This window comes from Nocardia ignorata NBRC 108230 (assembly GCF_001612905.1).
In the GTDB taxonomy this organism is placed as follows: Bacteria; Actinomycetota; Actinomycetes; order Mycobacteriales; family Mycobacteriaceae; genus Nocardia; species Nocardia ignorata.
In genome coordinates this window covers 13247-36995 of record NZ_BDBI01000046.1, presented here as the reverse complement: position 1 = coordinate 36995, position 23749 = coordinate 13247, and the positions used below count along the sequence as shown (strand labels likewise).

At 67.9% G+C, this 23749-nt stretch carries 24 protein-coding genes and 1 pseudogene; 17 read left to right on the top strand and 8 right to left on the bottom strand.

The window, feature by feature from the left end; translation table 11 throughout:
- Positions 1-77 precede the first annotated feature (77 nt).
- From NI2_RS30465 to NI2_RS30435, 8 genes and pseudogenes are all read left to right on the top strand, one after another.
- The gene (locus tag NI2_RS30465; RefSeq protein WP_067498080.1) at positions 78-1235 is read left to right on the top strand and encodes a branched-chain amino acid ABC transporter substrate-binding protein; all 1158 of its coding nucleotides are present in this window, start codon (positions 78-80) and stop codon (positions 1233-1235) included.
- A 73-nt stretch (positions 1236-1308) separates the two neighbouring features.
- Positions 1309-2346 (top strand): branched-chain amino acid ABC transporter permease, encoded by a 1038-nt coding sequence (locus NI2_RS30460; RefSeq protein WP_067498077.1) that lies wholly within the window; start codon positions 1309-1311, stop codon positions 2344-2346.
- Entirely contained in the window at positions 2343-3752 is a 1410-nt protein-coding gene (locus NI2_RS30455) for a branched-chain amino acid ABC transporter permease (RefSeq protein ID WP_067498074.1), read from the top strand. The genes NI2_RS30460 and NI2_RS30455 overlap by 4 nt, the downstream gene beginning before the upstream one ends.
- Positions 3749-4699: pseudogene (locus tag NI2_RS35440) on the top strand (ABC transporter ATP-binding protein); the annotation flags it as partial. The gene NI2_RS30455 and the pseudogene NI2_RS35440, both read left to right, overlap by 4 nt.
- A gap of 150 nt (positions 4700-4849) precedes the next feature.
- A complete protein-coding gene (locus tag NI2_RS35435) occupies positions 4850-5545 on the top strand; it encodes an ABC transporter ATP-binding protein (RefSeq protein WP_243750132.1) in 696 nt (231 codons plus the stop codon).
- Between the two features lie 110 nt (positions 5546-5655).
- Positions 5656-8388, top strand: a complete 2733-nt coding sequence (polA, locus tag NI2_RS30445) for a DNA polymerase I (RefSeq protein WP_245655545.1) — start codon at positions 5656-5658, stop codon at positions 8386-8388.
- Between the two features lie 91 nt (positions 8389-8479).
- Complete coding sequence (locus tag NI2_RS30440) at positions 8480-8818, top strand: SRPBCC domain-containing protein (protein WP_067498067.1); 339 nt, start codon at positions 8480-8482, stop codon at positions 8816-8818.
- A gap of 78 nt (positions 8819-8896) precedes the next feature.
- Complete coding sequence (locus NI2_RS30435; protein ID WP_067498064.1) at positions 8897-9670, top strand: acyl-[acyl-carrier-protein] thioesterase; 774 nt, start codon at positions 8897-8899, stop codon at positions 9668-9670.
- Positions 9671-9707: 37 nt separating this feature from the next.
- Here the strand turns inward: NI2_RS30435 and NI2_RS30430 are convergent, their stop codons facing one another.
- Complete coding sequence (locus tag NI2_RS30430) at positions 9708-10019, bottom strand: DUF6191 domain-containing protein (protein WP_067498062.1); 312 nt, start codon at positions 10017-10019, stop codon at positions 9708-9710.
- 347 nt (positions 10020-10366) lie between these two features.
- On the opposite strand from NI2_RS30430, the gene NI2_RS30425 reads away from it, so the two are divergent.
- Positions 10367-10789, top strand: coding sequence for a 2-isopropylmalate synthase (locus tag NI2_RS30425; protein WP_067498059.1), 423 nt, complete (start codon positions 10367-10369; stop codon positions 10787-10789).
- Between the two features lie 76 nt (positions 10790-10865).
- Here the strand turns inward: NI2_RS30425 and trxA are convergent, their stop codons facing one another.
- Together trxA and NI2_RS30415 are read right to left on the bottom strand one after the other, a co-directional pair.
- Entirely contained in the window at positions 10866-11240 is a 375-nt protein-coding gene (gene trxA / locus NI2_RS30420) for a thioredoxin (RefSeq protein ID WP_067498056.1), read from the bottom strand.
- A gap of 49 nt (positions 11241-11289) precedes the next feature.
- Positions 11290-11802, bottom strand: a complete 513-nt coding sequence (locus tag NI2_RS30415) for a 2'-5' RNA ligase family protein (RefSeq protein ID WP_067498053.1) — start codon at positions 11800-11802, stop codon at positions 11290-11292.
- Between the two features lie 71 nt (positions 11803-11873).
- Between NI2_RS30415 and NI2_RS30410 the strand changes: the two genes are divergently transcribed.
- From NI2_RS30410 to NI2_RS30395, 4 genes are all read left to right on the top strand, one after another.
- Positions 11874-12953, top strand: a complete 1080-nt coding sequence (locus NI2_RS30410) for an isocitrate/isopropylmalate dehydrogenase family protein (protein ID WP_255284052.1) — start codon at positions 11874-11876, stop codon at positions 12951-12953.
- Between the two features lie 192 nt (positions 12954-13145).
- Positions 13146-13985 (top strand): ABC transporter substrate-binding protein, encoded by an 840-nt coding sequence (locus NI2_RS30405; protein WP_243750133.1) that lies wholly within the window; start codon positions 13146-13148, stop codon positions 13983-13985.
- A 1-nt stretch (position 13986) separates the two neighbouring features.
- Positions 13987-14925, top strand: a complete 939-nt coding sequence (locus tag NI2_RS30400) for an amino acid ABC transporter permease (protein ID WP_174552252.1) — start codon at positions 13987-13989, stop codon at positions 14923-14925.
- 23 nt (positions 14926-14948) lie between these two features.
- Positions 14949-15701 (top strand): amino acid ABC transporter ATP-binding protein, encoded by a 753-nt coding sequence (locus NI2_RS30395; RefSeq protein WP_133734253.1) that lies wholly within the window; start codon positions 14949-14951, stop codon positions 15699-15701.
- A gap of 119 nt (positions 15702-15820) precedes the next feature.
- Here the strand turns inward: NI2_RS30395 and NI2_RS30390 are convergent, their stop codons facing one another.
- Entirely contained in the window at positions 15821-16468 is a 648-nt protein-coding gene (locus NI2_RS30390) for a MerR family transcriptional regulator (RefSeq protein ID WP_067498041.1), read from the bottom strand.
- A 101-nt stretch (positions 16469-16569) separates the two neighbouring features.
- Between NI2_RS30390 and NI2_RS30385 the strand changes: the two genes are divergently transcribed.
- Both NI2_RS30385 and NI2_RS30380 read left to right on the top strand, forming a co-directional pair.
- Complete coding sequence (locus NI2_RS30385; RefSeq protein WP_067498038.1) at positions 16570-17517, top strand: hypothetical protein; 948 nt, start codon at positions 16570-16572, stop codon at positions 17515-17517.
- Positions 17514-17969, top strand: coding sequence for an ABA4-like family protein (locus tag NI2_RS30380; RefSeq protein ID WP_067498035.1), 456 nt, complete (start codon positions 17514-17516; stop codon positions 17967-17969). Before NI2_RS30385 ends, NI2_RS30380 begins: the two co-directional genes overlap by 4 nt.
- 23 nt (positions 17970-17992) lie before the next feature.
- On the opposite strand, the gene NI2_RS30375 is transcribed toward NI2_RS30380, so the two are convergent.
- On the bottom strand, positions 17993-18364 hold the full coding sequence (locus NI2_RS30375) for a hypothetical protein (protein WP_067498031.1): 372 nt from the start codon (positions 18362-18364) through the stop codon (positions 17993-17995).
- Positions 18365-18370: 6 nt separating this feature from the next.
- Positions 18371-19033 carry an SDR family NAD(P)-dependent oxidoreductase gene (locus NI2_RS30370; RefSeq protein ID WP_084477003.1) on the bottom strand — a complete coding sequence of 221 codons (663 nt, stop codon included), beginning with the start codon at positions 19031-19033 and terminating at the stop codon, positions 18371-18373.
- On the opposite strand from NI2_RS30370, the gene NI2_RS30365 reads away from it, so the two are divergent.
- The gene (locus NI2_RS30365; RefSeq protein WP_243750130.1) at positions 18960-19778 is read left to right on the top strand and encodes a LysR family substrate-binding domain-containing protein; all 819 of its coding nucleotides are present in this window, start codon (positions 18960-18962) and stop codon (positions 19776-19778) included. The two genes, NI2_RS30370 and NI2_RS30365, sit on opposite strands and share 74 nt — an antisense overlap.
- Here NI2_RS30365 and NI2_RS30360 read toward each other — a convergent pair.
- Positions 19765-21309 carry an acyl-CoA carboxylase subunit beta gene (locus NI2_RS30360; RefSeq protein WP_067498028.1) on the bottom strand — a complete coding sequence of 515 codons (1545 nt, stop codon included), beginning with the start codon at positions 21307-21309 and terminating at the stop codon, positions 19765-19767. The genes NI2_RS30365 and NI2_RS30360 overlap by 14 nt on opposite strands.
- Positions 21310-21396: 87 nt before the next feature.
- Positions 21397-22296: a LysR family transcriptional regulator gene (locus tag NI2_RS30355; RefSeq protein ID WP_067498025.1), complete on the bottom strand. Its 900-nt coding sequence runs from the start codon at positions 22294-22296 to the stop codon at positions 21397-21399.
- Between the two features lie 70 nt (positions 22297-22366).
- Between NI2_RS30355 and NI2_RS30350 the strand changes: the two genes are divergently transcribed.
- Positions 22367-23701 carry an FAD-binding oxidoreductase gene (locus NI2_RS30350; protein ID WP_067498022.1) on the top strand — a complete coding sequence of 445 codons (1335 nt, stop codon included), beginning with the start codon at positions 22367-22369 and terminating at the stop codon, positions 23699-23701.
- The last annotated feature ends 48 nt before the right edge of the window (positions 23702-23749 follow it).

The following is a 23749-nucleotide window of genomic DNA, read 5'->3' as shown; positions in this document are numbered from 1 at the left end:
AGAGGTGAGACGTGCTCAGTTCGACATGGCGCAGTCGTTCGACGCGAGGAGTTCTGGTAATCGGAGCTGCCGCGTCGTTGGTGTTGTCCGGATGTAGTGACAAGTCGTCCGACGGCGGCGGTGGCGGCAACACCGACCTCTCCATCCAGCCCGTCGTGCAGCTCGATACCGAGGGCAAGGCCGTCGCCCAGACCGATGCGGGCGCGGCCGCCGACCCGGCCGGTGACGGCAAGGCCAAGTGCGCACCGACGAGCATCGCGATGGCCGGACCACTGACCGGTGGCAACGCCGCGCTCGGCATCAACATCACCATGGGCGTCAAACTCGCCCTGGACAAGCACAACAAGGCGAACCCGGATTGCCAGGTCTCGGTCAAGGAATTCGACACCGAGGGCAAGCCGCAGAACGCCAGCCAGAAGATCCCGACCATCGTCGCCGATCCCAGCATCGTCGGCCTGATCGGCCCGACCTTCTCCGGCGAGACCAAGGCGACCGGCCAGATCCTCAGCGAGGCGGGCATGCCGACGCTGACCGCCTCGGCCACCAACCCGACGCTGACCCAGAACGGCTGGAAGACCTTCTTCCGCGGCCTGGGCAACGACAACTCGCAGGGCCCGGCCGTGGCGAACTACCTCACCAAGGAGAAGGGCTTCAAGAAGATCTGCGTCGTGCAGGACAACACCGACTACGGTGCCGGTCTCGCGCAGGCCTTCCTCACCGCGGCCGGCGGCGCCGCCGATCCCTCCTGCGCGGCCAACGTCAAGGAAGGCGACAAGGACTTCTCGGCGACGGTCTCCAAGCTGTCGGCGGCCAAGCCCGACGCCATCTTCTACGCCGGGTACTACGCCGAGGCCGCGCCGTTCGTGCAGCAGCTGCGTTCCGGTGGCGTGACCGCGACCTTCGTCTCCGCCGACGGCAGCAACGATCCCGAGTTCGTGCGCCAGGCCGGTTCGTCGTCCAAGGACGCGCTGCTGTCGTGCCCGTGCAGCCCGGCGCCGGAGAAGTTCGCCGCCGAGTACACCGCGTTCAACGGACAGGCCCCCGGCGTCTACTCCGTCGAAGGCTACGACCTGGCCACGATCCTGCTCAAGGGGATCGACTCCGGCAAGGTGACCCGCGCCGACCTGGTCGAGTACGTCCGTACCTACACCGGCACCGGTGTGGCCCGTGAGTACAAGTGGGGCGAGACCGGCGAATTGGCCAACATCCAGATCTGGATGTACGAGGTCAAGTAGTCCCATCTGAGCCTGTTGCGGTGCGCGTGGCAACTGTTGCCACGCGCACCGCTCGCCTGACGCGAGAGTAACCATGACATCAGCCGCATCGCTCGGTGTGACCCTGCTGGCCGAGGGGTCCATCGATTTCAATGTGTCCGGGGTGATCGACCAGTTCTGGAAACTGACGGTCGACGGTCTCACCTACGGCTCGATCTACGCGCTGGTCGCCGTCGGCTATACGCTGGTCTACGGCGTGCTGCGACTGATCAACTTCGCCCACTCCGAGATCTTCATGCTCGGTATGTTCGGTACCTACGTGGGGCTGGAGCTGCTCGGCTTCGCCCCGAGCGGCAATGTGTATTCCCAGGGTGTCGTCCTGACGATCACCTATCTCGGCCTGGCGATGCTGTTCGGCATGCTGGTCTCGGGCATCGCCGCCGTCGGCCTGGAACGCGTCGCCTACCGGCCACTGCGCAGGCGAGGCGCCAAACCACTCGCCTTCCTCATCACGGCGATCGGCATGTCGTTCGTGATCCAGGAATTCGTGCACTACATCCTGCCCAAGATCAAGCCGGGTCTCGGCGGTTCCAACGCGCAGACCGGCATCCGGCTGGTCGAGCCGAAGGTGCAGTTCACCTTCCTCGGCGCGCAGGTGACCAATGTGGCGCTGGTGATCTTCGCGGCGGCGATCGTGCTCGCGATCATCACCGAGGTCGTCATCAACCGGACCAAGTTCGGCCGCGGCATCCGTGCGGTGGCCCAGGACCCCGACACCGCGACCCTCATGGGCGTCTCGCGGGAACGGGTCATCATGCTGACCTTCCTCATCGGCGGCCTGCTGGCAGGCGCGGCCGCCATGCTGTACACGCTCTACATTCCCACCGGCATCATCTTCTCCGGCGGATTCATTCTCGGTATCAAGGCTTTCAGCGCCGCGGTCCTCGGTGGCATCGGCAACCTGCGCGGCGCACTGCTCGGCGGGTTGATCCTCGGCGTCGCCGAGCAGTACGGGCAGATCCTGTTCGGCACCGAATGGCGTGACGTTGTCGCGTTCGTGCTGCTGGTGACCGTGCTGATGTTCCGGCCCACCGGCATCCTCGGTGAGAGTCTGGGGAGGGCACGCGCATGACCGACACGACGAAAACCGCTGTGGCGGAACAGGACAAGCGTGGCATCGGCGACGCGATCCGCAGCTGGTGGGACGGGCTCTCGCGGCCCGGCCAGTGGGCGGTCGGCATCCCGGTGATCGCCGTGCTCGCGCTGCTTCCGCTGTTCCCGCCGCCGTTGCTCGACACGCCGGGCGCGAGTTTCGCGGGTGTGATGGCGCAGTTCGCCATGTACGCGCTGATCGCGATCGGCCTGAACGTGGTGGTCGGCCAGGCCGGACTGCTCGACCTCGGTTACGTCGGCTTCTACGCCGTCGGCGCCTACACCGTCGGCCTGCTGACCAGCCCGAACAGTCCGTGGAACCAGACCGATGGTGGTTGGCTCGAACCCGGCTGGGCCTGGGTGGCGTGCCTGCCGCTCGCGGTGGCGCTCACCGCGGTGGCCGGCCTGATCCTCGGCGCGCCGACCCTGCGGTTGCGCGGTGACTACCTGGCCATCGTGACGCTCGGCTTCGGTGAGATCGTGCGCCTGATGGCCGACAACCTCGGCGATCTCACCAATGGCAGCCTCGGGTTGTCCAAGATCTCCTATCCGGAAGTCGGCGAGTCCGAGACAAAACCGGGCGGATTCTTCTCCCCGGGCAACCTCGGTGACCCCGACAGCTGGAATCCGTTCACCAGGGCGAGCAACGGCGCCTGGTGGTTCTGGCTCGGCCTGGCGCTGGTCGTGGTCGTGCTGCTGGTGATCGGCAACCTCGAGCGCAGCCGGGTCGGTCGCTCCTGGGTCGCGATCCGCGAGGACGAGGACGCCGCCGAGATCATGGGCGTGCCGACGTTCAAGTTCAAGCTGTGGGCGTTCGTGATCGGTGCGTCGGTCGGCGGCCTGTCGGGCGCGATGTACGCCGGTCAGGTCACCTACGTCAACCCCAAGCAGTTCGACATCATCTTGTCGATGCTGTTCCTGTGCGCGGTGGTGCTCGGCGGATCGGGTAACAAGCTAGGCGTGATCGTCGGCGCGTTCCTCATCGCCTACCTGCCGGTGCGGCTGCAATCGGTGCAGCTGGTGTCGAACGAATCGACCGGTTATCTGCTGCTCGCGGTCGATGTCGCCGTCCTGGTCGGGCTGTGGCTGCTGTGGCGGTGGCGGGGCAACACGCTGGGGGTGTGGGCCACGCGCGCGGTGACCACCGGCGCGGTGGTCGCGGTGATCCTCGGGCTGCTGTTGCTCGGCAGTGTGCTGCTGCACCGCCAGGGCGGCGCGCAGTCCCTCGGTGACCTGAAGTACCTCTACTTCGGCATCGCGCTGGTGGTGATGATGATTCTGCGACCGCAGGGCCTGTTCCCGGTGCGGCAGAAACTGCTCACCTACGGCAGACAGGTGTACCAGGCCGTGCGCAAGCCGGCCGAACTGATCGGAGCAAGGCGATGACCGGGCCGGGCGCGGGCGACGCGCTGTACGACAACGAGGACATGGCCGCCGGGTACAAAGCGGCACCGGAGGTCGAGCCCGCGGGCGAGGTCGACGTGACCGCGGTGATGCCGGAGCTGGGCGACGCCGAGGCCGTGGCCGACGTGGTCGCACCGCACCGCGCGATCGAGACCGCCGTCGGTGAGCCCTTGTTGCGCACCGACGGGTTGACGGTGAAGTTCGGTGGTCTGACGGCTCTGGACGGGGTGAGTTTCGAGATCCGCCGCGGCGAGATCCTCGGGCTCATCGGCCCCAACGGCGCCGGCAAGACCACCTGCTTCAACGCCATCACCGGTGTGTACAAACCGGCGGCGGGCAGCGTGCACTTCGACGGCAAACCGCTGGCCAAGACCAAGCGCAACGAGATCACCCGGCTGGGGATCGCGCGCACCTTCCAGAACGTGCGGCTGTTCGGGGAGATGACGGCACTCGAGAACGTCGTCGTCGGCACGGACGCGCGCCACACCACCTCGGTGCCCGGCGCGGTGTTCCGCACCGCCAAGCACCGGCGCGAGGAGCGCGACGCCATCGAGCGCGGCATGGCCCTGCTCGAATTCGTCGGTATCGCACCCCGCGCGGTGGAGAAGGCGCGCAACCTGTCCTACGGCGACCAGCGCAGGCTCGAGATCGCGCGAGCGCTGGCCACCGAGCCGAAACTGCTGTGCCTCGACGAGCCGGCCGCCGGGTTCAACCCCAGCGAGAAGTCGGCGCTGATGGACCTGATCCGCAAGATCCGCGACGACGGGTACACCGTGCTGCTCATCGAGCACGACATGCGGTTGGTGATGGGCGTGACCGACCGCATCGTGGTGCTCGAGTTCGGCCGCAAGATCGCCGACGGGCTGCCGACCCAGGTGCGTGAGGATCCGGCGGTGATCGCGGCGTATCTCGGTGTGCCCGACGCGGATACGGTGGCCGAGGTGCGAGAGGGTGCCGATGCCGCCGCGGCGGAGGGCGCGACTCCGGCGGCGGGGGCGACCGTGGCGAGTACCACGGTGCTGGAGAAGGACGAACCCGTCGAGCCCGCCGCGCAGACACCGCTGCTCGAAGTGCGCGACATGGTGGTGCACTACGGCCGGATCGAAGCGCTGCACGGTCTTTCGCTGTCGGTGGCGCCGGGTGAGCTGGTCACGCTGCTCGGCGCCAACGGCGCGGGTAAGACCACGACCATGCGAGCGCTGTCGGGCCTGCTGCCGCTCACTTCGGGCCGCATCCTGTTCGAGGGCAAGGACATCACCACGATGAAGGCCCACGACCGGGTGGTCGAGGGTCTCATCCAGGCGCCAGAGGGTCGCGGGGTCTTCCCCGGCATGACGGTGCTCGAGAACCTCGATATGGGTTGCTACGGTAGGCCTTTCGACGACAAGGCGGAGTATCAGAAGACGCTCGAGTGGGTGTTCGACCTGTTCCCCCGGCTGGCCGAGCGCCGCAAGCAGGTGGGCGGCACGCTCTCCGGTGGCGAGCAGCAGATGCTGGCCATCGGACGCGCGCTGATGGCACGGCCCAAGTTGCTGCTGCTCGACGAGCCGTCGATGGGTCTGGCGCCGATGGTGATCCAGCAGATCTTCCGGATCATCAGTGAGATCAACCGGCAGGGCACGACCGTGCTGCTGGTCGAGCAGAACGCCCAGCAGGCGCTGACGCGCAGCGACCGGGCCTACATCCTGGAAACCGGCGAGGTGACCAAGACCGGTGCAGGCGCCGATCTGCTGACAGATCCGGCGGTGATGTCGGCGTACCTGGGCGTGGATTGATCGGGTACTGAGGAGGCCGGGCGCGCTGCCACAGCGTGCCCGGCCTTTTTTCGGAGCACACCCGCGCACCAATAGCCGCAGTGTCGGTGGGTGTCCCTACACTCATGCGGGTGAGTTCACCGACGACTGCTCAGGCATCGACTACGACCACTGCCGCGGAGGGCGAGCGGCCGACGCTGCTGCTGCTCGATGGGCATTCGATTGCCTATCGTGCGTTTTTCGCGCTACCGGCGGAGAACTTCAAGACCGTCACGGGGCAGACGACGAACGCGGTGTACGGGTTCACGTCCATGCTCATCAACCTGCTGCGCGACGAACAGCCGACGCATGTGGCGGCGGCGTTCGATGTGTCGCGCAAGACGTTCCGGACCGAGGCGTATCCAGAGTACAAAGCCAATCGCAGTGCCACGCCCGACGAGTTCCGCGGCCAGGTCGAACTCACCAAAGACGTGCTGGGGGCCATGGGCATCCCGGTGATGGCCATCGACGGGTACGAGGCCGACGATGTGATCGCCACGCTCACCACCCAGGCGCAGGCTCAGGGGTACCGGGTGCTGATCGTCACGGGCGACCGGGACGCGATCCAGTTGGTCAACGACGATGTCACGGTGCTCTACCCGAAGAAGGGCGTCTCGGATCTCACGCGGTTCACGCCCGCCGAGGTGGAGACGAAGTACGGGCTCACCCCCGCGCAGTACCCCGACTACGCGGCGCTGCGCGGCGACCCGAGCGACAATCTGCCCGGCATCCCGGGGGTGGGGGAGAAGACGGCGGCCAAGTGGATCCGCGAATACGGCGACCTCGCCACGCTCGTCGAGCGGGTCGACCAGGTGAAGGGCAAGGTGGGCGACGCGCTGCGCGCGAACCTGTCGAGTGTGGTCCTCAACCGCCAGCTCACCGAAATGGTGCGTGAGGTACCGCTGGCCTACACCCCCGACCAGCTCGTCAAGGCGCCCTGGGACCGGGAGAAGATCCATCAGCTCTTCGACGACCTGGAATTCCGGGTGCTGCGCGACCGGCTGTTCGACACCCTCGGTTCGCCCGAGCCCGAAGCCGAGTCGGGTTTCGAGATCAGCGGCGGCGCACTCGACCAGGGCGCGGTCGCGGACTGGCTGGCAGAACATGCGAAAGCGGGTGCGCGCCACGGGCTTTCGATCGTCGGCACGGGTACGCCGGTGCACGGTGAGGCTCGGGCGCTCGCTATCGCCGCGGCCGACGGCGAGGGCGGCTACATCGACCTGACCGTGCTCACGCCCGAGGACGAGACGGCGCTGGCGGCCTGGCTCGCCGACCCGGCGGTGTCCAAGGCGCTGCACGAGGCGAAGTCGGCAGGCCACGCCCTGCGCGGGCGCGGTTTCACCCTGGCCGGGCTCACCACCGATACCGCGCTGGCCGCCTACCTGGTCCGTCCGGGCCAGCGCAGCTTCAACCTCGACGACCTGTCGCTGCGCTATCTCAAGCGCGAACTGCGCGCCGAGACCAGCGAGCAGACCCAGCTGTCGCTGCTCGACGACGAGGACAGCGTCGCCGAGGGCATCGCGCGCGAGGAAATGCTGCGCGCCCGCGCCGTCGCCGACCTGGCCGAGGCCCTGGACGAGGAGCTGGCCAAGATCGAATCCACCGCCCTGCTCGAGGAGATGGAGCTGCCGCTGCTCGGCGTGCTCGGCGAGCTGGAACAGGCGGGCATCGCCGTCGACGTCACCCAGCTCGAGAATCTGCAGCAGCAGTTCGCCGACCGCGTCAGCGAGGCCGCCAATGCCGCCTACGACGTGATCGGCAAGCAGATCAACCTTGGTTCGCCCAAGCAGCTGCAGGTGGTGCTGTTCGACGAACTCGACATGCCGAAGACCAAGCGAACCAAGACCGGTTACACCACCGACGCCGATGCGCTGGAATCGCTGTTCGAGAAGACCGGCCACGCCTTCCTCGAACACCTGCTCGCCCACCGCGACGCGACCCGGCTCAAGGTGACCGTCGACGGCCTGCTCAAGTCGGTCGCCGACGACGGTCGCGTGCACACCACGTTCAACCAGACCATCGCCGCCACCGGTCGACTGTCCTCGACCGAACCGAACCTGCAGAACATCCCGATCCGCACCGACACCGGCCGCATGATCCGCGACACCTTCGTGGTCGGCCCCGGCTACTCGGAGCTGATGACCGCCGACTACAGCCAGATCGAGATGCGCATCATGGCGCACCTGTCGGGCGACGCGGGCCTGATCGAGGCGTTCAATTCGGGGGAGGACCTGCACACCTTCGTCGCGTCCAAGGCGTTCGACATCCCGCTGTCGGAGGTCACGCCGGAGATGCGCCGCCGCATCAAGGCGATGTCCTACGGCCTCGCCTACGGTCTGAGCTCCTACGGCCTCAGCGCCCAGCTCAAGATCAGCACCGCCGAGGCGAAGGACCAGATGGAGGTCTACTTCGACCGCTTCGGCGGCATCCGCGACTACCTGTCGGAGGTCGTCGAGGCTGCCCGCAAGGTCGGCTACACCCAGACCCTGTTCGGTCGTCGCCGGTACCTGCCCGATCTGGACTCGAGCAACCGCCAGCGCCGCGAGGCGGCCGAGCGGATGGCGCTCAACGCCCCGATCCAGGGCACCGCCGCCGACATCATCAAGGTCGCCATGATCAACGTCCACACCGCGATCCGCGAGGCGGGGCTGCGCTCGCGCATGCTGCTGCAGATCCACGACGAACTCGTGTTCGAGGTGGCCGAGGGTGAGCGTGAGGCGCTGGAAGCCCTTGCGCGCGAACAGATGTCGAACGCGATCGAGCTGTCGGTGCCGCTCACCGTCTCGGTGGGCACCGGGCGCAGCTGGGACGCCGCCGCACACTGAGTTCACCGGCCGCGACCTGGCGCGTTTGTCCAAGACAGCGCGCCGGGCGCGGTCCTGAGGTGGTGGTGATCGACCGAAGGAGTTGAGCATCATGACCGGATTCGTCGCGACCGTGCGGACCGACGTCGACGCCTCTCCACAGCGGGTGTGGAAGGTGCTGACCGACCCGGCGCAGATCCGCGAGTTCATGTTCGGTGCCGAGGTGCGCACCGATTGGCAGCCGGGTAGTCCGATCACGTGGACCGGTGAGTTTCAGGGCAGGGCATACGAGGACCGCGGTGAGATCATCGCCGCCGAACTCAGCGGCGACGACACGACGACACACCTGTCGCTGAGCCAGGACAACAACGCCACCGAGGCGGACGCCGAGCATTCCCGGCAGATGTGGACCGCCCACGTCGACGGGATCAAGGCGGCGGCCGAACAGTGAGCGCCCGCGCAGTTGTGAGCACCCGCGACTCGCGAGTCGTCCCCGGACTGCGACTCCGATGTGTGACAGCATCGGCTCATGCCCGTCGACGTAATCCCCACCCCGCTGCCCGACTGCCTCGACATCACGCGGGCCTTCGCGCGGTCGTGGCCGGTCCGTCTCGGCGACACCGACGACCAGGACCGGTTGCGGCTCGACGCGGTGGCACGCTACCTCCAGGACATCGGGTTCGACCACCTGGACGCGGTCGCCGACGGCGACATCCACCAGGCCTGGATCGTGCGGCGCACCGTCATCGACGTGTACGAGCCGATCGTGTTCGGCGACCGGGTGCAGTTGCGACGCTGGGCCGACGCCCTGTCCAACCGCTGGTGCGATATGCGCATCCAGCTGAAAGGCGAGCGCGGCGGGCACATCGAGGCGGCCGCGTTCCTGATCCATATCGACCCCGTGGCGGGGCGGCCCGCCCGGATGACCGACACCTTCATGGCGCCGATGCTGGCCAGTACCACCGAGCACCGGTTGCGCTGGAAAGCCGCCCTCACCGAACTCGACGACCCCGACGTGGAGACGGTGCCGTTCCCGCTGCGCGTCACCGATGTCGACCGCCTCGGCCACGTCAACAACGCCGTGTACTGGGAAGCGCTCGAGGAAACCCTCGCCGCCCACCCGGACACCCACGAACTGCCCTACCGCGCGATCATCGAACACGTGGGCCCGGTGATGGCCCGCGACAAGGTGGTCCTGCGCACGAGCGTGCGTCCGACCGGCCTGCGAATGCAGATGGACGTCGACGGCTCGGCTCGCGCCCTGGCCTCGGTGACCGCTCTGCCCGCCCGCGACGCGAGCTGACGGCAACCGCCCGAGCTCTTATCGCCGCACAGCGGCTTCAGCGTTCGCGCGCGATCAACCGCGCGGACCCGCCGCTGAGATCTATTTCGTCGCGTGGCGGCGCACCGTCGGACGGGTTCTCCCGGTGCATCAGCGTGGTCTGCCGCTGTTCGAACTCGTGATGCTTGGACCCCTGGAACATGGCGGCCAGATGCTCGAAGCCCGTCGCGGCGACAGCCGGTCCGCGGCGCTTGCGGGTCCAGGGCAGCACCCGGCTGCCGGTGAGCCGGTTGACGACCACTTCCAAGAGCGTGAGCAGGATGAGCCCGATCGCCAGCCCGGGGATCGTCATCGCGAAGACCATACCCATGCGCTCACGGTAGCGCGCCTCCGGCGAGTGGTCCCTGAGCTGCAGTGATGGTACTCACGAGTAGACACGTCGAGCGGGAAACAAGGTTGCGATTTCACGACGACGCCCCTATTGTCGTAGTCGTGCCGAATCCCGCCGACCGCTTCGCCGCGCCGCTTGTCGCTCACCGCGACCGCGCGGTCGCTGCTGCGCAGACCGCGCCGGCAGCCACACGGCAGATTCTTCTCGTAGTAACCCGCCGTAGCGGGGTCTGATTCGGACCGGCCCCCTCGCTGCGGGCTGATTTCTCTTTTGTACTGCTGGTCCCCTCTGCCAACGAAGACATCTTCGGGAAGACCTCACCTGCAATGACACTGCTCACACTGGACCATGCCATGTTCGACGCCGCGCCCAAGGCCCTGCGCGCCGAGCTCCGTGACCTCGACCCCGCCGACTTCGCCGCCCGCTACATCCGGATCACCGGGCCGGTCACCCTCGGCGAATTCACTTGTTCCGGAACGGATTTCACCGCCACGCTGGAACTCGGAAACCACCTGCGCACCGTCATCGCCGCCGGTAACCCGGTCGCCGCGATGACCTCGGCGCTCTACGACGAGGGCTACCCCCTCGAGATCCTGCGCTTCCACCAGCGTCGCACCGAGGCCGGTATCGCCACCTTCGTGCAGTGCGAGTTCAACGGCAAGCGTGGATGGGCCGCCGCCATGGGCGCCGGCGGCGCCGAGTCGACCGTGCGCGCCATGATCGCGGGCGTCAACTTGCTCGCCAACTGACAGATCGACGCGCAGGGCCCGTTCACCTCACGAAAGGTGAACGGGCCCTTGACGTTTCAGCGGTCGAGCAGGCGACCTATTCGGCAGGCGAGTTCTGCTGCTCGGCGATCTGCTTGCGCACCTCGTCCATGTCCAGGCCCTTGACCTGGGTCACCAGATCCTCGAGCGCGGCGGCGGGCAGCGCACCGGGCTGGGCGAACACGAGCACGCCCTCGCGGAAGGCCATGATGGTCGGAATCGACCGAATGTTGGCGGCGGCGGCGAGCCCCTGCTCGGCCTCGGTGTCGACCTTGCCGTAGACGACGTCGGTGTGCTTCTCCGACGACGCCTCGAAGGTCGGTGCGAAACTCTTGCAGGGCCCGCACCAGGAAGCCCAGAAATCGACGAGTACCACGTCGTTTCCGGTGACGACTTCGTCGAAGTTCTGCTGGGTCAGCGTCTGGGTGGCCATGACGTCCTCTCCTTGTCGGTGTCCTCGGCTGTAACGCCTCGGCGTCCCTCTATCTTCCACCGACTACCACATGCTCGTGCCGCGCGTCTCCGTCCCAACGGCGAATGCCCACCACAACAGCCGGAAATTCGTGGTCGGTGGCCACTGCGTGCACCGCCGCGCCGAGCTGTTCCGGGGTCACGCGGCGGGCGAGTGTCACGTGAGGTGTCCACGCGCCCGGCCGCGTGTTCGCGGGCATACCGGGGCATCCCCGGACCAGCTCGTCGACCCGGCGGTGCAGGTCGAGCAGCTCCTCGGTGACGATCACCGATCGCACGAGAATGGGCCTGCGTGCCCCGAAGATCAGCAGTCCGCCCAGGCGGACGGGCAACGGTGCGAACTCCAGGCCCGCCAGCGCCCGGTCGATCCTCGGCCAGATCTCGCGGGCCACCGCCGCGGTGATGTGCGGTCGATGAGTGTCCCCGCGCGGGGCGGCGAGGCCGAAACGGGCCAGCTCGGCCCACTGTCTGCGAACCTCGGCCTCGCCCGCGTCGTCCAGGAGGAGCTCCACCGACTGCACCATGATCCAGAAACTAGTCGCTCCGGTATGTCCCCGTGCCGGTGGCGTGGGCGGCAGGGGCGAGGATGGAGCGCGTGAACACGACGAAGGCGAGCGTGCGGCTCGGAGTGATCGACGGTGACGGCATCGGACCCGAGGTGGTGGCCGCCACCCGCGTGGTGGTCGACGAGGCAGTCGGCGCGGCCGGGCTCGACCCGGTGGACTGGGTGCCGCTGCGCATCGGCCACGACGCCATCGCCGAATTCGGTCATCCGCTGCCCGAGCAGACCCTCGCGGCACTCGACGAGCTCGACGCCTGGATCCTCGGCCCGCACGACAACGCCTCCTACCCGGCCGACATGCGGGTGGCGCCCGGCGGTGCCATCCGCAAGCGCCTCGGTCTGTACGCGAACATCCGTCCCGCCGTGGCCTTCCCGGGAGTGCGTGCGACGGCGGCCGATATCGACCTGGTGATCGTGCGGGAGAACAGCGAGGGCTTCTATGCCGATCGCAATATGTTCGCCGGGTCGGGGGAGTTCAAGCCGACCGAGGACGTGGCCATGGCGGTTGCCGTGATCACCCGGCAGGCGTGCGAACGGATCGCCCATCAGGCGCTGCGGCTGGCGCGGGAACGGCGCAAGCGGGTCACGGTGGTGCACAAGGCGAATGTGCTCCCGATGACCACCGGACTCTTCCGTGACGTGTGCTACGAGATTGCCGGGCAATATCCGGACGTGCGGGTCGACGACGCGCACGTCGACGCGATGGCCGCGCACCTCGTGCGCGCGCCCGGCGAGTTCGACGTGATCGTCACCGAGAACCTCTTCGGTGACATCCTCTCGGACCTGGCGGGCGAGCTGAGCGGGTCGCTCGGCATGGCGCCCTCGCTCAACTGCTCCGATACCAAGGCGATGGCGCAGGCGGTGCACGGTGCCGCACCCGGCCTGGCCGGACACAATCGGGCGAATCCGGTGGCATTGCACCTGTCGGCGGCAATGTTGTTGCGCTGGTTGGGAGTTCGCGATGGAAATCGTGCGCTGAATGCGGCGGCGGACCGGATCTCCGGTGCGGTCGCGGCGACGCTCGCCGCCGGAATCGCCACCGCGGATCTCGGTGGTCTCGCCTCGACCAGGGAATTCACCGAACAGGTCGCCGCCCGCGTGCACCGGAGGTGAACCCACCCCTTTCACATTCGCTGATTAATCTTCGGTTACTGTCGCACCACGCTGTGTCCGGTTCGCATACATTGCCAAACAGGCGCTGACACGTGGCCGGCGTCGACGTGAAATGTGGAGGCTCCTTTGTCTGTTCGAACTGTGCTCGGCCGCGGTGCCGTGCGGTTGCTCTGTACCGCCGCCGTGGGCGCGATGGTGTTGACCGGCTGCGCGGAAAACACCGAGGGCGATACCACCGAGGTCACCAAGGTCTCGGCCGAGAAGGTCGACGCGATCGCCGCGACGCTGCCCGACAAGGTGAAGCAAGCAGGCAAGATCGTCGTCGGCGTGAACGTGCCGTACCAGCCGAACGAGTACAAGGACGCCAGCGGCAAGATCGTCGGCTTCGACGTGGACCTGCTCGACGCGGTCGCCGCCACCCTCGGGCTGACGGTCGATTATCAGGAGTCCGCCTTCGAGAAGATCATTCCCGCGATCCAGGCAGGCACCTACGACGTGGGTATGTCCTCGATCACCGATTCGCGCGAACGCGAGCAGCAGGTCGATTTCACGACCTATTTCAACGCGGGTATCCAGTGGGCCCAGCAAACCGGCAAAACCATCGATCCGAACAATGCGTGCGGTAAACGAGTCGCCGTACAGGCCACTACGGTCGAGCACACCGAAGAGATTCCCGCCAAGAGCGCGAAGTGCGTCGCCGAAGGCAAGCCGCCGATCGATATGAAGCCGTTCGACGAGCAGAGCGCCGCGACCAACGCACTCGTCCTCGGTCAGGTCGACGCGATGTCGGCCGATTCGCCGGTGACGGCGTACGCGATCAAGCAGAGCGAAGGCAAGATCGAGTCCTCGGGCCCGCTGTTCGACTCGGCGCCCTACGGCTGGGCCGTGCAGAAGGGCTCGCCGCTGGCGGTGTCGCTGCAGAAGGCGCTGCAGCACCTGATCGACAACGGCAAGTACGGCGAGATCACCACGAACTGGGGTGTCCAGGACGGTCAGATCAAGACCTCGGTCGTCAACGGCGCAGTGAGCTGACGTGACCGACAAGGAAGACACGGTGGAGGTGCCCGGACCGGGCACCGAACCCGAACCGATCAAAGCGGTCCCGCTGCGCAGGCCGGGCCGCTGGATCGCGGCGGCAATCATCCTGATCCTGGTGGGATTGTTCGTCTACGGCGCTGCCACCAACCCCGCTTACAAGTGGGACACCTACGGCAGGTACCTGTTCGACAGCCGCATCACCCAGGGCGCGATCGTCACTCTGGAACTCACTGTGCTCGCGATGGCGATCGCGGTGGGTCTCGGCACCGTGCTCGCGGTGATGCGCCTGTCGCCGAACCCGGTGCTGCGCACCACCGCGTGGGTCTACCTGTGGATCTTCCGCGGCACCCCGGTGTTCGTGCAGCTGGTGTTCTGGGGTCTCGTCCCGTCGCTCTACAAGCAGATCGACCTCGGTGTGCCGTTCGGTCCGCAGTTCTTCCACATCGACGTGCAGAACCTGCAGGCCGCGTTCCTGTTCGCGGTGATCGGGCTCGGCCTCAACGAAGCCGCGTACATGGCCGAGATCGTGCGCGCGGGGATCAACTCCGTCGGCGAGGGTCAACGTGAGGCGTCGGTGGCGCTCGGCATGTCGTGGACGCAGACCATGCGCCGCACGGTGCTCCCCCAGGCGATGCGGGTGATCATCCCGCCCACCGGCAACGAGCTGATCGGCATGCTCAAAACCACCTCGCTGGTGACCGCGATCCCCTTGAGCACCGACCTGTTCGGTCGTGCCCGCGACATCTACGGCGTGAACTTCCAGCCGATCCCGCTGCTGCTCGTCTGTGCCACCTGGTACCTGGCGATCACCAGCGTGCTGATGGTCGGGCAGTACTACTTGGAACGGTATTACTCGCGCGGTGCCACCCGGCAGCTGACGGCCAAGCAGCTCGAGGAACTGGCCACGGCACATGCGGCGGTGAAGGCGAAATGAGCGAAGCAGTGACCGCACCTCCCATGGTGCTCGCCGATCGGGTGTGCAAGAACTTCGGTGCGCTGCAGGTGCTCAAGGGCATCTCGCTGGAGGTGCACCGGGGCAAGGTGCTCACCCTGGTCGGCCCGTCGGGCTCGGGCAAGTCGACCTTCCTGCGCTGCATCAACCACCTCGAGCAGGTGAACGCTGGCAGGCTCTACGTCGACGGCGAACTCGTGGGCTACCGGGAGAAGAACGGCAAGCTCTACGAGATGCACCCGCGCGACGCCGCGGTCCAGCGCCGCGACATCGGCATGGTGTTCCAGCACTTCAACCTGTTCCCGCATCGCACGGCATTGGAGAACGTCATCGAGGCGCCCACCCAGGTGCGTGGTATCCGCAAGTCCGAGGCGATCGCCCGGGCCGAGGAACTGCTCGAGCGGGTCGGTCTGTCGGCCAAGCGCAACGCCTACCCGGCGCAGCTCTCGGGTGGTCAGCAGCAGCGGGTGGCGATCGCGCGTGCGCTCGCCATGGATCCCAAACTGATGCTGTTCGACGAGCCGACCTCGGCGCTCGACCCCGAACTGGTCGGTGAAGTGCTCACGGTCATGCGTGAGCTGGCCGATTCGGGCATGACGATGCTGGTGGTGACCCACGAGATGGGCTTCGCCCGCGAAGTCGCCGACGAGCTGGTGTTCATGGACGGCGGTGTGGTGGTGGAGTCGGGACCGCCGCGTGAGCTGCTGTCCAACCCACAGCACGAACGGACGAAGTCCTTTCTCTCACGTCTGCTCTGACCCGCCTCTCCGCGTATTTTGGCCGGACTCAGGTGGTGAGTCCTGTGCGCCGGGCGGCTGGCGGTAACTCGCCGGGGACGTTTGCCCGTGCCCGGCGAGTTACCCATGTTCGTGCGAGATCAGGCGCTGGGAGAGGAGTCCGACCTCAGCTTTTCCAGGGACACCTGGGCCTGGGCGATGCGGCGGATGGCGGCGAGGGCGGTGTCGCCCAGGACGGTCAGGACGACGACCGCGTCGACGACGGCGTCGCGTTCGCCTGCCGAAAGCGCCGTGGCGACATCGGTTTCGGCGACGATGCGCGCGCCGTCGAAGTAGGCCGGCAACGCGGTCTCGCCCCACTCGGGGTAACCGAGCTGAGCGGCGCGTACGAGGACGGCGGTGAGGGCCTCGATCACCGGCTGGGCCGGTTTCATCGACCATCCCCGCCGATCCATTTCCCTGCGCACGGTCTCGTAGGCGCGCTCCCACTCGGCGTCGGAGGCGGCGGGAGCGGGGGAGATGAGGCTGCCCTGCACCACCCCGAGCAGGCTGAACATCGGCAGGTCGGGGGTGTCGACGGCCCTCAGGACGTCACCTACCGTGGCCACCGGTAGCCCGCCGACCTCGATCAGCGCCCGCACCAGGCGCAACCTGCGGACATGCTCGTCTCCGTAACTGGCCTGGTTGGGGCCGGTGCGTTCGCCGGGTGGCAACAGCCCTTCACGCAGGTAGTACTTGATCGTCGCCACCGCGATGCCGCTGCGTTCGCTCAACTCCGAGATCCGCACCGTCGCCTCCTTCGTTCGCCCTCTTGCTTAGCGCCCCGTTCGTGGATAGTCTAACTATCTATAACAGATAGTGTAGCTATCTAGAACGTCGGGAGATTCGCATGTCCGTCTCATTCGCAGAGTCCTTGCCTCGCCGCCACGCCCCGCTGCATCGGCCGCTGCTGTACTTCGCCGCCGTCAACGCGCTCCTGGCGGTGGTGACCGTCGTCGGGATGCTGGTCGACGACCGGGTGATCGCCGGATCGACCGCCTGGTTCAAGCCGTCCAAATTCGCCCTGTCGTTCGTGCTCTACAGCGTGGCGCTGGCCTGGCTGATCTCGTTGCGGCCCAAGCCTTCCCGATTCCTGTGGTGGATGGCCACGGTGATCGTGATCGCCGGAACCATCGAGCAGGTGATCATCGTCGGGCAGGTGGTGCGCGGCACCCGAAGTCACTTCAACACGACGACCGTGTTCGACACGGTGCTCTGGGTGACGATGGCCGTCACCATCATCGTGCTGTTCCTCGCGACGATGGCTGTCGCGGCCGGTCTGTCGCGCGCCCGCATCGGCGATGCCGCCGTCACCTGGTCGGTCCGGCTCGGGCTCGCGATCACCCTCGTCGGCCTGGCGCTCGGGCAGCTGATGCCCATGCAGGAATCGGGGGTGGAAGGCATCGCGGGCGCGCACACCGTCGGTGCGCCCGACGGCACACCGGGTATGCCGATCACCGGCTGGAGCACCACCAACGGTGACCTGCGCATTCCGCATTTCGTCGGCATGCACGCGTTGCAGATCCTGCCGCTGCTCGCCGCCGGGCTCGTAGTCCTCGCGCCACGGATTCCGTTGCTGCGGTACGCACGCGTGCGGCTCGGCCTGCTCCTCACCGCCTCGGGTGGTTACGCCGCGGTGCTGGCACTGGTGACCTGGCAGGCGCTGCGCGGGCAGCCGCTCGTCCACCCGGACCGGACAACCCTGGTCGTCGCGGCAGCGATCGCCGTGGGAGTTGGTGTCGGAGTATTGGTTTCGTTCGCGAGCGCGATCGGCAACCGGAAGGTGGTCACCGCATGAGTACGCTGTTCGACCTGTCGTTCTATGTCACGGTGCCGTTCTGGGCGCTGATGATCTTCGCGCCGACGTGGCGGCGCACCCGCCCGATCATCGCCTCGCCGTGGATCGTCGCGCCCTCCCTGGTGATCTGGGCGATCGTGGCGATCCCGGTCCTGGGGACCCTGTGGTCGCTGGTGACCTCGCCGTCGCTGGCCGCCATCACCGACGCCGCCGCCGACCCCGCGGTGCTGACCGCGCTGTGGGCCCAGATCCTCGCCTGGGATCTGTTCCTCGGCCGCTGGATCTACCTCGACAGCCGTGACCGCGCCATCCCCCCGCTGCTCATGGGACCCCTGCTGGTCGGCACGATTCTCTTGTCCCCCATCGCCTTCCCGATCTATCTCGTGTTGCGGACAGTGGTGAGCCGGGTGCCGGATCCGCCCGCGCCGCAGGCGGATCCGGCCATCGTGTGAACGCCGTCGGCCGGTCGAGGAGGTCAGCTGCGCCTGGTCAGTACGACTCGGTCGGCGAGCCGCTCCGGTTCGCCCGGCGGGGTGAAGTAGAGCTCCATGACCGTCCGGTCCGGCGACTCCAGCCTGATCACCGCGGCGACCCAGCTCCACCGCGAGACCGCGTCGCGGGTGACGATCGGGTTCTCCGGCGTGCCGCCCGCGACGAACGTGGACTTCTCGGCCGTCCACTCGCCGACCAGTTGGTTCAGCCGTGCGTGCCCCGCGTCCTGGGGCACCTGCTGGGAGGTTGTCGGCGGCACCGGGGCGGCCGCGGTGTTGTCACCGCAGGCCGATCCGAGCAGCGCGGCGGTGACCAGGACCAGCGGAGCGAGAGTGCGGAACAGTCTGGCGCGCATCGTCTTTCAGTTCTCGTCGAAGGTGGTGTCGCGGGAGACTTTCTCCCAGGTCAGTACGTCGTCACGGACCGCGTCGAGGTGGCCGAGCACCGCGTCGACCGAGTCGGACCCCAACGGCAGTCGCAGCGGGGTGTGCTCGGCGGCGAGGGCGGTGCGGATGGCGGCGGCGGCCTTGGCTGGGTCGCCCGGCTGGGTGCCGTCGCCGCCCTCGACCATGCGGCGGGTGGCTCCCGCGGTGTCGGCGTACACCTCGGACTCGGCGCTGAAGGCGGCCGCGCCCGGTCCGAACAGGCCGGTGCGGAAGGCTCCGGGCTCCACGATCAGCACCTTGATCCCGAACGGCGCCACTTCCTCGGCCAGTGCTTCCGACAGGCCCTCGAGGGCGAATTTCGTCGCGCTGTAGGCGGAGAACCCGGCGAAGGACAGTTGCCCGCCGACGCTGCTCATCTGCACGATCGCACCGCCGCGCTGCGCGCGCATGTGCGGCAGTACCGCCCTGGTCAATGCCGCGGGGCCGAACAGATGCAGGTCGAACAGGGCGCGCAGTTCGGCATCGGTGGTCTCTTCCACCGCGCCCACATGGGTGCGGCCCGCATTGTTGATCACGATCCGCAAGCTCGAAAGGCAGATCGGTACCGCATTGTTCGTGCGTGAACCGCGGGCGGTCACCGTGACGGCGGCGGGTGCGGCGCTGCTGCCGCATGCGCGTCAGGTACTCGCGGCGTGGGAGCTCGGCGAAGCTGCGGTCGCAGCCGCGAAGGCCACGCAGGCGGCGGTCCTGACGATCGGGATCAGCACGAGCCCGGGTCGTGGCATCCTGCCCGCCATCCGCTCCCGGTTCGGCACCGCCTTTCCGCACGCGAAACCGGTACTGCGCCAGTTCAGTTGGGAAGACCCGTCTGCGGGGCTGGCCGATGGCTCCAGTGATGTCGCCTTCGTCTGGTTGCCGCTCGACCGCGCCCGCTACGACTGGCACGTGGTCGTGACGGAACCGCAGCTGGTCGCCTTGCCGAGTACACACCTGCTCGCCACCCGCGAGCAGATCGACTTCGCGGATCTTCTCGCGGAACCCTTTCTGGCGCTTGCGCACTCGGCCGGGATCCTGCGCGACTACTGGCTCGCCCTCGATGCCCGTGACGGCCGCGAACCCGTCATCGGCGCGGAGGTCTCGAGCACCGAGGAAACCTACGAGGCCTTGGTCAACGGCGACGGCGTCGTGTTGCTGGCCACCGGAAACGCACCGATGGTGACCCGCGACGGCGTGGTGTGCCGACCGGTCACCGGGATCAGCCCGTGCGAACTGGCCCTGGCCTGGCGACGCGACGACACCCGCCCCCTGGTCCGCGGCTATGTGGCGGCGTGCGGGCTGGCCCGGCGTGGGCGCCGGGCCGAGCACGGTGTCACAACGGCATGAGCAGGTGTTTGCGTGGCCCTCGCATCTCGCGCTTGTCGGCGAGCAGGCGCAGGGCCTTGCGGATTTCCAGGCGGGTCCGCGACGGTTCGATCACCGCGTCGATGTAGCCGCGTTCGGCGGCGATCCACGGGGTGGCCACGGTGGTGTTGTAGAAGTCGATCATCTGCTGACGGACCTGGCCGCGCTGTTCCTCGGGGACCGCGGCCAACTGCCGCCGCTGGGTCAACCCGACCGCCGCCTCCGCACCCATCACCGCGATGCGGGCGGTCGGCCAGGCCAGGTTCACATCGCCGCCGAGCTGCTTGCAGCCCATCACGGCGTAACCACCGCCGTATGCCTTGCGCACGACGACGGTGACGATCGGCACGGTCGCCTCGACCACCGCGTAGAAGAACCGCCCGCCGCGCTTGATGACGCCGATCTTCTCCTCCTCGACCCCCGGCAGCACGCCGGGTGTGTCGACGACGAACACCAGCGGCAACCCGAATGCGTCGCAGAGCCGGATGAAATGGGCCGCCTTGTCCGAGCAGCGGGCATCGATCGCGCCGCTGGACACGAGCGGCTGGTTGGCGATCACGCCGACGCTTCGCCCGTCGACGCGCGCGAAACCGGTGATGAGATTGCGGGCGGCGTTGCCACCGATCTCGTGGAAGTCGCCGTCGTCGAAGATGCGTAACAGCACGTCGTACATGTCGTAACCGGCGCGATCGGAATCCGGGATCAGCGAGTCGAGTTCGCGATCGGACTCGGTGACCTCGGGTTCGAGACCGGGATTCACCACCGGCGCCTCGTCGAAACAGCTCGACGGCATGTAGCTCAGATACGCTCGCGCCCAGTCGAAGGCGGCCCGCTCGTCGGCGGCGACGTGGTGGATGTTGCCGTTCTGCGCCTGGTTGAACGCGCCGCCGAGTTCCTCGAGGGTGACCACCTCACCGGTGGTCTCCCGGATGATCTCGGGACCGGTGACGAACATGTACGCCGACTCGGTGGCGATCAGCACATCGGTGTTGATCGGCGAATAGACCGCTCCCGCAGCACATTTGCCGAGCATGATCGACACCTGCGGCACCAGGCCCGACAACCGGAGCTGGCGGCGGCTCATGGTCGCGTACCAGGCCAGCGAGGTCACCGCGTCCTGCACGCGCGCACCGCCGGAGTCGTTGATCGCGATGAACGGGCACTGCACATCGGCCGCGCGGTCCATGGCCATGGCCACCTTGCGCCCGAACATCTCACCGACCGAACCGCCGTACACGGTCTGGTCGTGGGCGATCACCACCACGGGGCGGCCGTCCACGGTTCCGTGCCCGGTGACCACGCCGTCGCCGTAGAGGCCGTCGCCGGGCTGCCGCACGAGGGCGCCGATTTCGACGAAACTGCCCTTGTCCAACAGCATGTCTATCCGTTCACGCGGACTCGGTATCCCCTTGGCCGCTCGCTTGGCGACGCCGGCTTCCCCCGCCGGTTCCTGTGCCGCCACCAGATTCTGCCGCAGCTCCCGCAACTTCCCCGCGGTTGTCGACTGCCCCATGTCGCGCCCTTCCTGTCGTGGTCGAGCTCTCCTTCATCAGTGTGGTGCGAGCCTAACGCCGCCGTGACGACGGCGGCGCGGGCGGCATCAGGTGCCGGTGCGCAGCGCGATGCGCAGCTGACCGAGCAGCACCTTGGCCGCCGGGGCGAGCGGGCGATCACCTCGCCAGGCCAGCGCCAGCCTGCCGCGGATCGCCGGCTCGACGATCGGGAGCACCCGAACCCCGAATCCCGCCGCTTCCTCGGCCCCGAGCGCGGGTACCACCGCCGTGCCGAGGCCGCGTGCGGCGAGCTCGAGCAGCAGCGGGGGAGCGGCGGCCTCGAACGCGATCTCCGGCACGAAACCCGCGGCGGCGCAGGAACGTTCGAAGATCCCGCGCAGGCCGGTTCCCCGGGGAAGGCAGATGAGGCGACGTTCGGTGAGTGCCCGCAGGGTGATGGTGTCGGCGGGTTCGTCGGACTCGGCGGCGACCGCGGCGACGAGCGGCGTCTCGAGCACCACGTCGGTGGCGATGCCGGGTCCGAGCTCGGCGCCGGTGAGGCCGACCAGGGCGAGGTCGAGGTCGTCGCGGTCGAGTGCGGCGAGCATGCGTTCGGAGGTGTCCTCGGTCAGGCTGATCGCGACACCGGGGTGGTCGTCGTGGAAGCCGGCCAGCACACCCGCGATGTCGAACTCGTCGGCCGCCGCACCGGAGACGGCACCCAACCGCACCCGGCCACGCAGCAGTCCGCTGAACTCCTGGACGGTCTGCTCGATGCGATCGACGGCGGCGAGGGCGGCGCGGGCGTGGTCGAGGACCGCCCGGCCGACCTCGGTCGCGGTGACGGTCCGGGCGCCGCGGTCCACGAGCCGCTGGCCGAGTTCGCGTTCGAGCTGTTTGAGCTGCGCGCTGAGACCCGGCTGACTCAGGTGCAGGCGCTGGGCCGCCCGGGTGAAGCCGCCCTCGTCGACGACGGTCACGAAGTACCGCAGCTGCCGCAATTCCATAAGCACTGATTATAGGGCCGAGAAAAACTATCTGTTGGGCTTATTCCACCAGGGTGAGCACAGTGGAGTCATGACTGAAACCGCCACTTTCACCGGCCCCGTCTTCACCCCGGACGACGCCGGGTACCAGCAGGAGATCGCCGGATTCCAGACCGCCTACACCCACCGGCCCGCACTCGTCGCCGGTGCCGTCCACACCGAGGACGTGCGCGCCGCCGTGGAATACGCGGCGCGGCACCGGGTTCTCCTCGCTGTGCAGGCCACCGGGCACGGCCTGTCGGTCGCCGTCGACGGCGGGGTGCTCGTCACCACCGGCCGGATGAACGCGATCACCGTCGACCCGGACAAACGAACCGCCAGGGTCGGCGCCGGTGTCCGGGCCGGCGCACTGGTCGAGGCCGCCGCCGCGTACGGGTTGGCCCCGCTGAACGGTTCGTCACCGTCGGTGGGTGTGGTCGGCTATGCGCTCGGCGGCGGTCTCGGGTTGCTCGGCCGCGAATTCGGTTATGCCGCAGACCATGTGCGCTCGATCGAACTCGTCACGGCGGACGGTCGCGTCCGCACCATCGGCCCCGCCGACGAACTGTTCTCGGCGGTCCTCGGCACGGGCGGCAACTTCGGTGTGGTGACCGCCCTCGAACTCGACCTCGTGCCCGTCACCGAAATCTATGGCGGCCAGTTGATGTTCGATACCCCGCTCGTCGACACGGTGCTCGACACCTGGCGGCAGTGGAGTGCGACCGTGCCCGAGGAAATCACCTCCACCGTCGCCGTGCTGACCTTCCCCGACATCCCGCCGGTCCCGCAGCTGTTGCGCGGCAGGCACGTTGCCTCCGTCCGGGTGGCGACCACGTTGCCCGGCGAGGCGGCCGAGCGCCTGATCGCACCGTTGCGCGCGATCGGTGACCGCCTGCGCGACGACCTGCGCACCATGCCCTACACCGAATCCCACACGGTGCACAGCGACCCCGACTTCCCGCACGCCTATGCCGCGACCAACGCACTGCTCGCCGACCTCACCCCCGAAGCGCTGGCCGCGTTGCGGGCGCAGACCGCACCCGGCGGACCGGTCGACGCCGTGGTCGACATCCGTCATCTCGGTGGGGCGCTGCGCCGGGGAACCGCGTCGGTCGGTCATCGCGACGCCGAGTACATCGTGCGGGTCATCACCGACGCGGGCGCCGGCGACGCCGCTCCCGAAGCGCTGAGCGCGGTGCGAAAAGCGCTGGCGCCGTGGACGATCGGCCACAGCCTCAACTTCCTCTACGGCGCGGGCGCCGCGGCAGGCCACGAGCAGACGGCGGCGGGCTATCCCCGTGCCGATTTCGACAGGCTGCGGGCCTTGAAGACGAAGTACGACCCGCACGGCATGTTCCGCGCCAATCGGACCATCCCCGGCGCGTAACCGGCGTTGTCGCCGCAGTCTGTATCTGCTATTGTAATGATATCACTC